The 15909-nt window shown below is 59.9% G+C and carries 9 protein-coding genes; all 9 read left to right on the top strand.

The window, feature by feature from the left end:
- Positions 1–5 precede the first annotated feature (5 nt).
- The 9 genes from NO930_RS13740 to NO930_RS13700 all read left to right on the top strand — a co-directional run bounded on the left by NO930_RS13740 (position 6) and on the right by NO930_RS13700 (position 15894).
- A complete protein-coding gene (locus NO930_RS13740; protein WP_256403863.1) occupies positions 6–1127 on the top strand; it encodes a TraC-like domain-containing protein in 1122 nt (373 codons plus the stop codon).
- Entirely contained in the window at positions 1111–3345 is a 2235-nt protein-coding gene (locus NO930_RS13735; RefSeq protein ID WP_256403862.1) for a VirB4 family type IV secretion system protein, read from the top strand. Before NO930_RS13740 ends, NO930_RS13735 begins: the two co-directional genes overlap by 17 nt.
- Positions 3338–7159, top strand: coding sequence for an ATP-binding protein (locus NO930_RS13730; RefSeq protein WP_256403861.1), 3822 nt, complete (start codon positions 3338–3340; stop codon positions 7157–7159). The genes NO930_RS13735 and NO930_RS13730 overlap by 8 nt, the downstream gene beginning before the upstream one ends.
- Positions 7156–8040: a bifunctional DNA primase/polymerase gene (locus NO930_RS13725; protein ID WP_256403860.1), complete on the top strand. Its 885-nt coding sequence runs from the start codon at positions 7156–7158 to the stop codon at positions 8038–8040. The genes NO930_RS13730 and NO930_RS13725 overlap by 4 nt, the downstream gene beginning before the upstream one ends.
- Positions 8037–9560 carry a primase-associated protein gene (locus NO930_RS13720; RefSeq protein WP_256403859.1) on the top strand — a complete coding sequence of 508 codons (1524 nt, stop codon included), beginning with the start codon at positions 8037–8039 and terminating at the stop codon, positions 9558–9560. Before NO930_RS13725 ends, NO930_RS13720 begins: the two co-directional genes overlap by 4 nt.
- Before the next feature lie 256 nt (positions 9561–9816).
- The gene (locus NO930_RS13715) at positions 9817–14007 is read left to right on the top strand and encodes an ATP-binding protein (RefSeq protein WP_256403858.1); all 4191 of its coding nucleotides are present in this window, start codon (positions 9817–9819) and stop codon (positions 14005–14007) included.
- Between the two features lie 602 nt (positions 14008–14609).
- Positions 14610–15050, top strand: a complete 441-nt coding sequence (locus NO930_RS13710; RefSeq protein WP_256403857.1) for a DUF8030 family protein — start codon at positions 14610–14612, stop codon at positions 15048–15050.
- A gap of 218 nt (positions 15051–15268) precedes the next feature.
- Positions 15269–15559: a DUF8069 family protein gene (locus NO930_RS13705; protein WP_256403856.1), complete on the top strand. Its 291-nt coding sequence runs from the start codon at positions 15269–15271 to the stop codon at positions 15557–15559.
- A complete protein-coding gene (locus NO930_RS13700; RefSeq protein WP_256403855.1) occupies positions 15559–15894 on the top strand; it encodes a DUF7558 family protein in 336 nt (111 codons plus the stop codon). The genes NO930_RS13705 and NO930_RS13700 overlap by 1 nt, the downstream gene beginning before the upstream one ends.
- Positions 15895–15909: the final 15 nt, after the last annotated feature.

Below are 15909 nucleotides of genomic sequence, written 5' to 3'. Positions count from 1 at the left end.
AATCTATGTCCACCGATCAAGACGCAGCCGCACGGCGAATCATGGACCAGTTCGGTGAGGAGAGTCGCATCCCCTACCTCAACATCGAGGAAGGCGACGTTGGCGTCCTCATCGCCTTCCCGATCGTCGGCCTGTTCATTGCCGGCCTCACCGGCATCGAATCACTCGCCCTCCCGTTCGTCGCAGGGGGGTTCGGGTTCGGCGTCGCGATCGTCTACGTCTCGCCCGACCACCTCAACGCGTGGACGTGGACGAAAGACGTCTATCGCTACGTCAAGCGCCCCCAGATCACGTTCAGCGCCCCGGAGGAAGCCGACAGTAATACCAACGAAACAGAGCGCAACGGGGGCGGGCTCGCGAACTACACGCCGTTCAAGCCCGACGAGCGGACGCAGGACCTCACGAACATCGAGCGGGCGTGGCCGGGCGCTGGCGCGATCCAGCGTGCCGACGGGACGATGGAGGCGTTCATCGAGATCGACCCCGGCAACATGGACTTCGCGATGTCTGACGACTGGGCGCAACTCCAAGACGCCGGCGAGGAGTTCGCCAACAAGGAACTGGACGCGAAGCTCAAACTCCACGCGACGACCCGCTCGTTCCCGGTCGAACAGATCACCGAGAACATCGAAGACCGCCTGAACGACGAGGACGTCAAAGAAAATCCGATCTTCCGGGAACTCCTCGAGGAGTATCGGGAGACGCGGCCGAAGGAGATGCGAGAACGGGGCATCCAGCAGGTGCGGTACTACATCGGCGTCGAGGTCACCCCACTAGAGGTCTACGACCGCTTCCGCGACGAGGGGACGCCGGCCGAGAAGCTGACGCAGTTCCCCGTCATCGGGTTCCTGTTCAACCCGTTCGTGACTCGCCGCGAGGACCTCACCGACGTCGAGCGCCGCGCACAGATGTTCGAGAAGCTGGATAGCCGGGTCAACGACGTGCGCTCGGAGTTCATCCAGCAAGCCTCAGGGTGGTCCGCTCGGCGGCTCAGCACGGTCGAGCTCTTCGTGTTGAATATGGACTTCTGGAACGGCCGCGAACACGACTACGACGACGCAGAGAGCGTCGTTCGCGAACAACCCATCATCGGCCACTCACGCCGGGAGGATGCCCACGATGCGTAACCTCGTCCTCCAAACAGGCGGCGGAGCCGTCGACCAGCTCACGGAGTGGCTCACGAATCCGACCTCAGCTGAAGGTGCGGCTCTCTACATTCTGCTCGCGGTACTGGTCGGGATAGGCGGGAAACTCTTCTGGGACTGGTACACCGACGACGACGAGGAAGAGGTCGAGTTCTCGGACCTGCTCGACGAGGAGACCATCGAACAGGGCGCGGCCGAACGCCAGCTCCTCGACGACATCGCTGAGTCACACAAGACGGTGACGGCGCCAGCGGCAATCGAGTGGGAAACGCGCGCGGCACGGGTCGGCGAGCAGTGGACGACGACGCTGTACATCGCTGACTACCCCGACTACCCCAACGACGGCTACCTCTCCGAGCTCTTCGAGATGACCGACGTCCAGTTCGATCTAACGGCCCACATCACGCCGAAGAACCAGGAGCGGGCCCGGAACGAACTGCAGGACATCGCTGACGACCTCCAGGTGGATGCTGACCTCGAGCAGAGCGTGCGGAGTGCCTACCTGCAGGAGCGCGCCAACGAGGCCGCAGCGACGTACAAGGCCGTCGAGAACGGCGCGAACGTCTTCGACCAAGGGATGTTCATTACGGTCAGAGCCGACGAGAAGGAGGACCTCCGCGACGCCGTCCAGAAGGTCAAGAGCGCGCTCCGCGACGATCCGGCGAACCTCACGCCGAAGACGGCGATCTGTCGGCAGGATCTCGCCCTCCAGTCCGCTGCACCCATCGGCGACAACGAGTTCGGGCGGACGTCGATTGCGCTCGGCGGCGCCGTCGGCGCGTTACTCTCCTCGCCGCACAACGCGACGATTCTCGAGGAAGGTGGCGTCGAATTCGGGATTCACAAAGACAACCAGAGTCCCGTGGTCATCGACCCGTTCGCGCGGGACAACGGGTACGCGATGTTCACCGTCGGGGACACCGGTTCGGGGAAGTCGTTCAGTTCGAAGCAGAATTTCATCCGCTCCATCGAGCAGAGCAAGGACCGTATCGGCATCATCCTCGAGCCGTTGAACAACTGGGCCGGCGTCGCCGAAGCCCTCGACGCCAAACGCATCACGGTCGGCGGGACGCTCGGCCTCAATCCCCTGGAGATTCGAGAGACGCCCGAGCACGTCCAGCGCGCGATGGGCGAGGACGCCAGCCCGTTCAACGAGAAGCTCGACGACGCGATGAGCTTCCTCACGAACTTCTTCGCGCTGCGGGGCATCTCGCTGGGTGACCGCCGAACGACGCTCGAACTCGCGCTCAAGCGAGCGTACAAGCGTAACGGCATCACTGACGACATCTCCACGCACGACAATCCGAGCCCGACGATTCGGGATATGATGGACGTCTTCGAAGACATGGTTGACGACCCCGAGGAGTTCGTCGTCCGATCCGACGAGGAGGCGGGGAAGATCAAGGAGGACGCGACGTGGCTCCTCGACCAGCTCCGCCCCTTCGAGGACGACGGTCGGCACGGCAACCTCGGCCAGGAGTCCGACTTCGATATCCGTGACGAGAAGGTCATCTACCTCGATCTGGCCCAGCAGGAGGGCAGTGTCGACAGCAGCACGGCGCTGACGATGCAGCTACTCATCTCGTTGGTCTACGAGCGGGCGAAAGTCTCGGAGAAGGAGGTCGTGTTCTACATCGACGAGGCACGCTACATTATGCAGGACGCCGCGAGCTTGGCGTTCCTCGAGACAGTCTTCCGCCACCACCGGCATCACGACCTCTCGATTCGACTGGTCACGCAGACCGTCGACGAGTTCTTCGAGCACGCCGAGAGCGAGGCCATTCTGGACCAGTGTGCGGTCAAGCAGTTCCACCGCCTCGACGGGATGGACGAGGAGTGGGCCGACGAGTTCGGCCTGAACTACGCACAGATGCGGTTCGTCCAAGATGCCGTGCCGGGCAACGAGGACGCCGGCTTCTCCGAGGCACTCGTGGGCGTCGACGGCGAGTGGCGCGGCATCCAGGTCAAAGCGATGCCCAAGGAGAAGCAGGTCATCGACTTCGACCCGACCTCACAGGTCCGATCCTCACTGCCCGGCGCCGGCGACGAAGCCGTCGATACCGAGATGGAGGAGTTCCAGGAAGATCTCGAGCATCGAGCAACGAACGGAACGAACGAAACGAGCGAACTGAACGAGGACTCAGACGCCGTCGAAGCTGAGCCAGACGGCGGGACTACGGAGGACACCAACGATGGCTGAGTACCTGCGCGTCACGCCGACATCCGAGCGGCTTGACCCGGAGAGCATCCCCCGAGTCCTCGACAGCCTCCACAAACTGACCACGCCCGGCTCGTCGGGCCTCGGGGCGAAGCTGAACCCACTCCACAGTGAGACACCACCCCGATTCGAGTTCCTCGCAATCAGTGATGGACCCGACGACCCGGTGGAGTTCTTCTACGGGGCCGACGCCCACCTCGATACGGTTGAGAAACGCCTCCGCTCCATCTATCCGGCCACGTTCGACATCGAGCGCGTCGACGTCGACGTCGCCGCTCGTCTCATTCAGCCAGTCGAGTTCACACCGCAGGAATTCGTCGACCACTACGAGGCCGGGCGGCTGCAGTACGAGTTTGACCCGGCAGAACAGTACGATATCGACGAGGAATCAGTGGATTCCGAGGCAACCGAAGCAGACCCCGTTGTCGACGGCGGTACGGCAACCACGAGCGTCCCCGATCATCACGTTACTGTCGGGGGCTCAGCCCTCGAACTGGCGCCGCCCGATGCACTTCCAGACGACGAGGAAGAGCGACGGGCCATCGAGAAGCCGACGATGACACCGGCGGGAACGATTCTGGCTCGCCCGGCACAAGACGCTGTCTCGCCGCTCGGGGTTCGGTGGTGTGGCTCCGGATCGCGGAAGCAGGACTGGATGACCTCGCTGACGCCGTTCACAGCGGAGGAAACGAACGGCGACCTCTCGTCCGTCGACGAACCGGGCGCGGCGCTGGCGGCGCTGATCGACCACCTGATGGAGGCGACAGCGCCGACCGCCTTCCAGGTTGTTTTCCAACGGCGTGCCAGCTGGCAGTCCGATGCGGAGGTGCGGAAAGAGGACCTCGTCGACGGCCGCGACACGTTCTTCCAGGAGGTCGTCGGGTCGTTACTCGAGGTCGAGGAGCAGCGGAGCGACCAGGACGACCGACAGCTCAGCGAGGCCGTCCAGAAGCGGATCGAGTACATCGACGCGAAGAACGCCAAACGGTCGTTCACGGTCAACATCCGGGCCGTCGGCGTCCCCACCGACGACACCCGCGACGACCTCGATGGCCGGATGGACTCGCTCCTCCCCGTGTTCGACCCTCTCGATGGACCGTTCTACGAGGTCGAGGGACAACGCCTCCGGGACAGCGGCTTCCGTGAGAAGACGAAGGAGAAGAAGGCACGGGCCGCTCTCCAGCGCCTCCTCAATCGCGAGTTGACGACGGGCCGAGGGAAGACACGCCCCGAGCTGGTCCTCTGTGGGACGGAGCTCGCGAACTTCGTCCTCGTCCCCTCCTCCGAACAGCTGACCGTCGAAGGGACGCGGGGAACCAGAGCCGAACAGCAGAGTCGGAACCCGCTCCCGTGGCCGAATCCGGATCTGATCCAGCAGTTCCAAGACGGGATGGCCATCGGCTACGCGCTCGACGAGAACGGTGAGCCACGGCCGGACCCCATTCGGATCCCGCCGGACCTGTTGCCGACGCATTACGGGCGGTTCGCGTCGACTGGTGGCGGGAAGTCGAAGGCCATCATCAACGACGCGCTCTCGCTCCGTGAGACGACTGGTGGCCCCGTCGTCCTCGTCGACCCGAAGGGCGACGGGATGTGTGAGAACTACCTCCGCTGCCACTACGAGCGGTTCAGTGGCCTCGACGACGTCTACCACTTCCGCGTCCCGGAGACAATCCCCGCGTTCTCCTTCTTCGACATCCGGCCTGCGCTCGAGGCTGGTCGCAACCGCGAGGACGCGATTCAGGACAAGGTCGACCACTTCCACGACATCCTCCGGATGATTATGGGCCGCGAGCAGTACGGGCAGGCGTTCGTCGCGAACGAGATCCTCAGCTACCTGATCAAGGCGCTGTTCGACGAGGAGTATGGGAGTGACGTGTTCGGGCTGGACGACCTCTTCGCCGCCGCGCTCCGGATGCAGCGCGACCAGACGATTCCCCCGGTCTCGGCGGACAACCAGAACATCGAGGAATCGCTGACGCGCCACTTCGCGAAGGACAACCACCAGTTCCAGGTCTCGATGGACGCCGTCGGGAACCGCCTCGACAAGCTCAAAGAGGACGCACATCTCCGGCGGATCTTCAGCCACGTCCCCGAGCAGAATGACGCCGGCGAGTACGTCGACAACCGCTTCGACTTCCGCGAGTTCCTCGATGAAGATGCAACCATCATCTTCGACCTCGGCGACCTCCGGCCAGAGGCACAGCGAGCGATCACGCTCCTACTTCTGAGCAACCTCTGGGACGCCGTGCAGGTGCGCCGTCGCGACGGTCAGACGGACTACGAGAAGCTCACGAACCTCATCATCGAGGAGGCGGCGCCGGTCGCGTCGACGAAACTTGTCTCCGAACAGCTCCTGCCGCAGGGCCGGTCGTTCGGCCTGAGTATGGGGCTCGTGATGCAGTTCCCCGAACAGGTGCGAAATCGGAACGAGCGGGCCTATGACGAGGTGCTGAACAACATCAAGACGAAGCTCATCGGGAACATCTCGATCGAACGCGACCTTGCGGAGTCGCTCGCCCACGAGGACCTCAGCCCGACCGAACTCCGCAACCGGATCAACACGCTCCCAAGTGGCGAGTGGATCGCACAGCTCCCGAGCCCGTCGTTCGGCAAGACTGGGCCGCCGCCGTTTTCGTTAAAGCCGCTCCCGATTGCGCCGGGGCATCCAGAAAGCGACCAGCCGCTCACAGAGCCCCAGGAAGACCATTTCGAGTCCGTGTCCCGGCCACGGATGGTCGAGCGGACACAGGCCCAGTACGGGCTGACAGAGCCGACTGAGTCGACCACTTCCCCAGAGGAGACTGGCTGGGGGAGTACGGGAGCTGAGTCGACGGGCTCGGCTGCCGACGGCGATGCAGCGACCGACCCGACGCAATCCGCGTTCATCAGCGACTCGACGACCGAGGACGCGTCGACGTCGACCACCCAGGTCGAGACGGACAGCGACCCAGATGCAGACGAGTCAGAGATAAGCCCCCTGTTCGGGCAGGCCACCGAGACGGACGAGGAGTCAGCTGCTGACCAAGCAACACAGCCGGAGAACGGGGCAACGCCCGTCCAGGAAAGCAGCGTACCCGTCCCCGATGACGAACTCCGACAACGCGGACTCAGCCGTGACGACGTCCGGTTCCTGAATCGGGTCCTCGACGTGATGAACAGAGAGGACGACGAGTACACGCTGCTGGACAGGATGAACCAGCTCCGGGACGAATACGACGATCTCCATGTGGAGCAGCTCGCGGAGCAGGACCTCTTGGAAGCGGACTCCGCGGCCGGGCGCAAGTACTACACCGTCCTCCCGGACGGTCGAGACCTCCTCGGGAGAGAATTGAAGGCGGGGCCAGGAGCGGGCGATCTCGGCGAGAAAACGCCACACAAGGTTGGCGTCCGGCTCCTCGAGCTCTGGCTCCAGCAGCGGGACGACGTGGTTCGCATGGAACCGTACTACGAAACCGACGACGGCACCGTACTGGACGTGGCCGGCATCGACGAGGACGGCGATCTCGTCTGGGCCGGCGAAGCAGAGCTCGCGAGTAACAACCGGCACGCCCCGGTCGAGGATTATGACAAACTCAGCGCGGTGGACGCCGACGCGATCTGGGCCTTCAACAATCGCGAGACGGCGCTCGACGTATTGGAGAGCCTTGCCGACGCGGATCGGATCGACGAGCGGGTCAGCGGGCGGGCGGCACGGTCGTTCGCGACCATCAGAGACGCCGTCGACGACCTCGATGCTGCGGGCCTGACCACCGTTCGGGGCTTCAAAAATCTCGATCAAGAACTCAACCAATGACCTGGCGACAGGCGATCCGCGAGGAGATTTATGCCTACTACGCCGAGGAGTTCCCCCGCTATCTGGATGACCTGCCGGAATTTATCACGGCGACCGGCCCGAAACAGTACGCCGTCGCCTTCCGAGAGCCCCACCCGGTGCGCAAAGACGAGGTGCCGGCCAAGGACTTCATCCGGCGGGATACGTGGCAAACAGATGCGTCGGGGGACCGAACGACGCCCGAGTTCGACGACTTCGAGGACGTCGTCGAGTTCATTCGACACCCAGCTCGCAACGACCCGCTGGGGCGGAGCGAGTTCGCGCTTGCTGATCCGGAGGTGCTGGAGAAACCGGACCCACGGCCCGACGCCGTCTACTACGCGCTGGATCACTGGGAACGACCCTGGGTCCTCCTCGTCGACATCGACGCGAAAGAGATCGCCCGAGACAGAGCGGAGGAGCTGGTGTCGGCGGACGTCGAGGATCAGGACGACGATGCGCTTCTCGATGCTGCGGGTATCCTCGACGCCGCTCCCGAGGGGTATCCGTACGCCTTCGAAGACATCGACCGCGCCATCGAGTACGGGTTCGAGCTGAGGGATATCTTCGAGGACGATTTCGACGCCGAGGAGACGATGGTCGTGTACAGCGGGCAGGGGGTCCACGTCTACCTGCTGGATACCGACCCGGCACACCGATACGACGAGCAGAGTCGCGAAGTGTTGAACGACCTCCTCCTCGAGACGTACGACATCCCCATCGACCCCGTCGTGACGGCCGACCGCCGGCGGGTCGCCCGCCTGCCCTACTCACTCCACGCCGACGTCTGTAGCATCGTTCAACCCATCGAGAGCCCGGCATTCGACGTTCGGTCGGCGACACCCGAGGTGATCGACGAATGAGTCCGAGTACGCCCACCGACGACGAGGAAATGGCGTATCGAGTTGCGGCACTCCCGCTGGAGTACGGTGAGACCCGCATCAACCAGCTGTTTACGCGTGGGTACAATCGATACGTCGTCGCCGGCGAGGACCAGCCCGAGGACCTCGTGAACGACGTCGAGAGGTTCGGGACGGCGGCGTTCAAAGAGCAGGTTCGTGTCGACGCCGCCGAAGAGCCGTTCGTCGACGACCCGGGGACGCTCGCTGTGCTCGCGACGCTGAGTGCGATCTGTGTGAAAGAGCACCCGAAGTTCGAGCACGCGTCGCCCCGGAACATCCAGGTGCTCTACGACATCCGGGAGCTGTACGTCAACAATCTCGCATCCCTCATCCGCGCCCGCGGCGATGGGTCACTCCAGCAGGACATCGCCGACGTGCTGTACAGCAAGGAGCCCGGTGAGGATGGCCCGCATCCAGGTCGGGTCTGTACGGGCATCAAAGAAATGCCGGAGTTCGGGGAGGGCCTCTACCTCGAAATCCCGATGGCGGCGGCATCACGCAAATGTCTCGTTCTGGAGGGCGATTCGTCGACGGAGAGTGACGATGGCGGGGAGATACTGACGCGAGTGAAAGACAACAAGCTGTACGTCCCGGTCGGTGATTTCGACAACAAGTATCGGGACTATGCTGAGCGGGCGTTCAAGAAGCTCCTGCGGGTGCAAGAAGACGGGCTCTCCGACGAACAGCAGACGTGGCTAACCACGAACGAGTCGGCAATTACGGAGCGGATCGACCGCTTCCTCGAGACCGGCCATCACGAGCGTATCTGGCGGAACTGGGACCGTGGGGAGCGGACGATCCGCGTCCTCCGGCGGGCCCTGAGTGATGCGCCCGACGACGTAGCGCAAAAAGGTGAGTTCCACACGGCGAAAGAGCTCTATCGAGCAGTTACGGCGTACGACGCCGAGGATGACTGGGAATCCTCCGTGACGGATTGGATCTCGAGTCCAAGCAGTCTCGCGAAGACGCTGGCCGACCACGAATCCCACTCGGCAGTCACGATCGACCGCGACGGGCGCGTCAATACGTACCGAATCGGACGAGCCGGGACCGGCGCCGAACAGATCGAGGTGCGAGAGATCGAGGACCTCTTCGAACTCCCCTGTATGGCGAATATGGAGGAGCGACTGCACGAGAAGAAGCCGGTTAGGAAGGACCTCTACAACTTCGCGCGGATGGTGATGTGGCTCCCGCAGTATCAGGACAGCAGCCTCGACGAAATCGTCGCGGATCTCAAGGACGTCTTCTCTCGGTGGCCGTGGTACGACGAACAGGAGACCGAGTACCAGGTCCGCTACGAATTCTCGAACACGATCGACGGCGACACGCCGTTGCCGATGAACTGCGACAACGACGATCTGCAGCGCTACTGCATCGGCCAGGACCAGTGTCCCTATTCGATCTGGGGTAGTCTCCCGTTCCCGGACGAGATGTACGAACAGGTTGAGGAGGAGGAATCAGCGCCTACTGAGCAATTCTGAACTGCTGATTTCATTCTTAGTTTGAATACTATCGAATAGTACCCTTTCTCGTGAAACGGCTGATAGACCCGTACACAATTACTGCTGGAAACTCCAGCGTTTGTGATGCATATTCTCACTCAACGCCAGATACAGCTAGAGGTATGGTATAACCGCTATAAAAGTCGATTCCAGGGTCGGAGATAAGAAACGGCTATTCTCCCCTTCCTATTAGTATCAGTTGTGCTAAACGGGTGGCATCTGGTGACTTGGAAGGATGAGATCATTCATCACGAGGGCCGGAAGGAAACTCAAGGACCTTTTCGGAGGTGATCAGGAGGTGGAGACAGATTCGTCACCCTTGGCAGTCAGTTATGTCCCACGGGAGGGCGTCCAAGAACAGATAGTTCAGCGCCTAGACGGAGAGAAAAATCTGTTTCATATTGCGGGCGAGCCAGGTGTTGGGAAGACCTTTCTCCTTGACTGGGTGGAGGACGAGTTCGGTGACGAATACTCGGCCGAACGGGTTGAGTTAGGCTCTCACCACAGTATCCAGACGGTGGCACAGAAAATCTACCGGACGATCCTTGGTGATATCCCAGAATCGGTGAAGGAAGGCGACCGAGAGATAACCGGTATCTCGGGAAGCGCTAGCGCTGGCGGATTCGGAGGCGGGGGCGGGGTCTCATGGACACGAAACCCCCCTGAGTGGGCGGAAGATAGATTCCAATATATTGAAGCACTGGATCAGATGGCTGACTACATTCCAGACGGTCATAAGCGACTCATCTGTCTTGATGACATCCACAACGTTGACGATGACGAGAAGAAAATAAAAGATGCTCTCAGCGAGATTGCCGAAGTGCTTGGACCGGAAGTCACCTTACTATCAGTAGGCCGTCTACAGTTCAAAGGCCAAGTTCCGGTAATCCGACTTTCTACGTTCAGTGAGGCACAGTCCGTCGAACTCCTGATGAACGAAGTACCTGAAATGGAACCAGCGACGGCACGGAAACTCCATGACCGGGTGAGTGGCCATCCATACTACTTGGGCCTCTTGGCAGATATCGAGGATCCCGCCGCCGCTATCGAGGTCCCTGAGGAAGACATCCGTGACTATATTGAAGTGGAGTATCTGGAAGCGCTGGGTGGAGATGAAGAGCGGTTCCTCCAGGCGACATCCCCGCTGACCGAGCTAGATGAGTATGTTTGTAGCGCTGTATTGGCGGACGAAGACGGGTTTGACCAGGTTGGTGTCCGCCGGTTGTTACGTGATTTCAACAAGCGGGTGATCGTCCAAGACAAGAGGACCGGCCCCGACGGGACGACTCGGTACGCGATCCACGACAAGTTCAGGGAGTTCTTGCTCCGCCAGGAGTCGAATCCGGGTGAAATCCACGTAGCAGCGTTTGAGTTCTATACAGATCAGCTTCGAGGCCAGATTGCGTCTGATGAAACTGATTTCGAACAGGGGACACAGTCCACCACGCTCTGCACCCATCACCTGTCCGCTCTGATCGAGTTGCAGGAGCAACAGCAGAGCGTAGCTGGTTTTCTGGAAAGAGCATTAGGAGAGGATGGATTGCCGTTCTATACGGCGACTGTTCTTCTTGACGAGCTCAAAGCGTGGCCGACAGATGATGTACCGGAAACCGTCGTGTCGACGGTGCTGTCTAACTTGGAGGATCGAGAGCCGCTTGCACGGTACTTTTTCGACGAGAAAGTCGATCAATCGTGGGCCGAACAACTCTACGATCAAGAAGTCTTCGCTGATCCAGATATCCCTCACATGCAGTACCTGTCCAGCATCATCGACGTTCACCCGGACTTTGTGGTCAAGGTTATTACTAATCTCGACAGCGAAGATCCGAACACGCGACGGTGGCTAATCAGCATCGCAGGCGATCTGCCGGCGGATGCAGCGGCTGAGACAGCTGCTATTATCGAGTCGTGGGTCTCAGAGTCAGAGTCGTTCCACCAATTGGACTTCTATGCGATACAACTAATCCAGCATTTGGTTGAACATGGCGAGATAGAGGCCGCAGTGACCGTGTTAGGCGGTGTACTTCGGGCACCACAACGCGATGCCGACCTCGACTGGCAGCAGGACGAGCAGTTCGAACAGTATGAACTCCACGAGCTGTTTCAGGAGACACGTGAGATCTTTGTTGAGGCGTGTGGCCACGAGTTCCTCAATGCATTAGATGAGGCATTAAGAAGGATCTTGGATGCCGGAACAGATCCTGAAGGAGAGCCGGTTTATGAATCAGTAGCTAGCCGAACCCCGATACCAGACCTTGATTACGGTGAGAACAATTCCGGTGAACGGAAGCATATCCTCTTCACGTATCTGAGCCTCGCTGCCAACCAGTGGGTTAGTGCTGATCCAAACGAAGATAGTCGGGAAGATTTGATCACATCATATCTAGAGGACCCTATTCCTGCGTTCCGGCGTATCGGCTTGTTTCTCCTCAGTCAGCACCCTGATTCATATCAAGACCTCGTTGCCGATGAGTTAGGAGAGGAGACAAACTACGACGATGATAATATCCAGTATGATTTCTATAGACTGGTAGAAACCGCGTTTTCCTCTCTCGACGACGGCCAGCAGAATCAGGTTTACAAGGTACTCCGTGAAGGGCCACAGGATAGACAGTGGATTGAGGACCGGGCGGCCCACGAAGCGCCAGATCGTGAGCAGTCTGAAGACGAAATTGTACAGGAGCGTGTGGAGCGGTGGCGATTGAAACGCATGTATCTCCTTGATGGGGAAGTCTCAGCTGATCAGCAGGAGTATATTGACTTCTTAGTCGAAAAATACGGGGTTCCAGAAAGGACTGCGTCCGAGCCGTATACACCATCGGTCCGTGGTGGTTTTGTGGATGAACGAGGACCGGAAGATCTCGAGACGCTTCGTACTTGGTCCGCTGAAACAGTCCTACAGATGTGTGTGGACTGGAAACCGTCTGAAGACCAATCGTGGTCTTTCGATGATGATGAGCGGGTAGAGATCAGTCACTGGGGGTTCGCCAAACAGCTCTCTCAGTTGGTTAAGGAGCAGCCAGCTTCGTACGCAGAGAGAATCAGTATTCTGGAAGATGCGAAGCCACAGTACGCGGATGTCGTTCTGGACGGGCTTGCTGAGGCGCTACAGAACGATGGGCGGTTCTCCTGGCAGCCAGTCCTGTCGTTTTGCGAGACGGTGACAGATGAACCCAGTCAGTGGCCGTCTCGGTGCCGTACCTCGATTGTCCGGCTTCTCCGAGAGGGTATCCAGTCAGACCAGACTGATTTCCCCAGGAAGTACTTAGTCCGCGTTGAGGGGCTGTTGGTTCATTTGCTCACGGAGGTCGGTCTTGAGACAATTGAAGAACAGCCGCATAGTTGGAAAGGTGGCGTCGGTGACCCTGAAGAGGAAGTACGGAGAAACGGGGTCGGTGCAGTTGTCAGTTATATATGGTGGAAGGATCAAAACGATTGTTTAGGTGACGATGGGTTAGATGAGCCTCTCCGAGGAGCAATCCAGACAAGGATAATTGAAGATAGCGCTGTCCCGGTGCGGACGGCTTTGGGCAGGCATTTCCAGACGTTCTGGGCAGCAGATAAAGATCTGATTCAGTCACATTTGGACGACCTCTTTCCAAGAGGCGATGAAAACGAGGCGAAGCAGCTGTTTTCGGCAGTGTGGAACGGGTACACTAGAGGTAACCCACTCCTTCAACCAGCATTCTCGGAGCTACGGCCGTTCTACAGGCATGCATTAGATTTGCTGGCCGAAGATGAGTCTGATGAGGGATGGATTACTGCAGCGACGACAGCGTCCCATATTGGTATGGCGTATGTCGTTGAAGACGAATCACTTGACGACGATGAGAGTTTAATACGGCAATTCTATGATATGATGCATTCGGAGACAACAGCAAACGTGGCCGATGCATTCTCACAAGTTCTTGATAACGAGGACAGCCCGCTCGACGATCACTGGGACGCGATCCGTGGGCTCTGGCAGTGGCGACTTGGTCAAGTCGAAAGTGAAATAACCGATATCGAAGATGCCGCCGAGTACCATCAAGAATTCAGATATTTCCTTCAATGTCTTCAACACACTGATGCAACCAGTCTGGAGGACGAACAGGACCTTGTGGAGCGGACTGCTCCTTTCCTCGTTCATCAAGCCCCGCATGTGCGGATTTTTGAGGAATGGTTAGGCGAACAGTCAGCTACCTACCCTGCTGCAGCGATATCCGTTTACCACGCTGTTATTGAAGCGGTCCCTGATGGAGAATGGCACAATGTTGCCCGTTCAAGCAAAGACGAGATGCGAGAGACGCTGTATACAAACGCCATCCACGCAGGGGATGAACCAGGATCCCATGCGTACAAGGTCGCAAACCGATTCGCAGCAGCCGGGTACGAGATAGATAAAGAGTTTCTTGACAGCTACCTCAGTGAAGACGATTCACGCTAACATCCTTGTTTAAATTGACTACAAGAACCACCCCATCTGAATTTATTTTAGCGATTTCACAGAGCCAGACGTCTTTCAGATAACCGAGAGTTAGGCTTTAGACCAGAACCAGATACTTCTGATTCCCGTCGAGCTATTTTCAGCACCTAACACGACCGAAACCGGTGGAATAGGGGGGATTTCGAGATTCGAAGTGCCAAGCCGAAGAACCTCGAGAGATTCAGACCCGGTGAAGCAACGGTTCCAAAGTATTCAGATACGTCCGTAATCTCCTTTGTTACCCCGCCGTCGAGCAATTTTTCAAATCACAGTATTATCCTGGAACTCGTCGAGGTACTTTCTACGCGCTCAAATCGTCCCGACGGGGTTCTTCTACGATTTGAGCTCGTTATTTCGCCTTTCATATCGCGGTTTCCGTCCAAAGAAAGAGGCGATATGCAATGTGCGAAGGCCACCGGCTCTCTCAGGCCGAGGGGCCGTCACAGGGGTAGCGGAACTACGGAAGTATCAGAATTAGCGCATAGGGTTAACGGGTGCGTTTCGGTGGGGTCTGTTGCCCCCGCGAGGGGGTGGCGGGGCGCATCACGTGCCCCCGATAGACGATGGCTTCGGAACAACGCAGCAAGAGAGGAGCAGCGCATCAAGCGACAAGTACCCCCGACGGTCAGGCGCCGTGGGCAGACCTCGAAGTGACGGTTCCGACCGACCGGGATCACGCGTCGGTCGTCGCCCTCGTGGAGTGTGCTCTCGTCGAGCTCACACACGAGGCCGTGGGCGCCGTCTTCGTCGCCCACCAGATCGGCCGGTCGACGCGGACGCAGTACGTCGCCGCCGACGACGTCGGCGAGCAGTTCCAGAAACGGCACTTCGACGACCGGATGGGCTGGCACGAGACCACCATCCCTCGACGAGCCGTTCGCGACGAGCTCATCACCCAGCTCTCGCGGTCGGCGTCGACGGCGGCGGAGCGGTCAGGTGAAGGAGCAGCCAGCGGCCCAGACATCTTCGTCGTGAAGCCAGTTCGAGAGCTCCGAACGCCGTAGCAGCTAGACTTAACCAACATTCTCGGTCGATACCGACACGGTGTTGGTTAACGCTGGGGGTGGATCCACTCCCTTGCCCCCACCCTCCGCCCGACTCCTCGAGTTAGTGTATCCTGGCGGCCGGGCAATCCGAGGAGGTACCGAATCTGTACGCTATGAGTTGTTTGTCGGCGCCGGAAGGCGTGCAGCGCGCAATAGCGGGCGCTGCGTGACTCACCATGCCTGGTCCCGATCCTCACGACGACACGAGTCGCGACTACGAACAGTTCGAGAAAGAACTGCTCGCCCAAGACCGCGACGCCGCCGGCGGCGACACGGCGGACATCGACGACACGACGGCCCAGAACCTGGTCAGCAACCTCGTCGAGGCGGACATCGTCACTGCGGTTCCCGAGGACCAAGTTCTGGTTCACGAGCCGAGCGGTACCGTGTTCGACTCATCGACACAGTTAGCTGTCTTCCACCGTGGCTGGACGGCCAGCCGCGACGCCGACGCGGAGGGAAAGTGATGCAGCAGACGCTCACTGGCTGTGCGTTCTGCGACGCGCCGCCCGGTACCGAGACTGGCGCGGCCCACACCTGGGGCCAAGACAAGCGGGTCACCCACCCGATCTGTGTCGACTGCGCGATCCAGACGGAGCCGGATCCCGACGAGCGCGATCACGTCGCCTGTGCCGGCTGTGGGCTGGTCGTCGACACGCTCGCAGCACTGACCCGGTTCCGCGTGGAACTGGGGCATCTGGAAGGCTCGTTGCAGCTGTGCGCCCGTTGTAGTCCGGACGGGCTCGCGACGTACTGGACGCGCGACCTCGAGGAGCATCTCGTCGCGGCGCCAGCGGAGTGATTCCATCTCTCGGTA

This window comes from Halorubrum salinum, assembly GCF_024494575.1.
In the GTDB taxonomy this organism is placed as follows: domain Archaea; phylum Halobacteriota; class Halobacteria; order Halobacteriales; family Haloferacaceae; genus Halorubrum; species Halorubrum salinum.
This window is presented reverse-complemented; position numbering and strand designations above follow the sequence as displayed.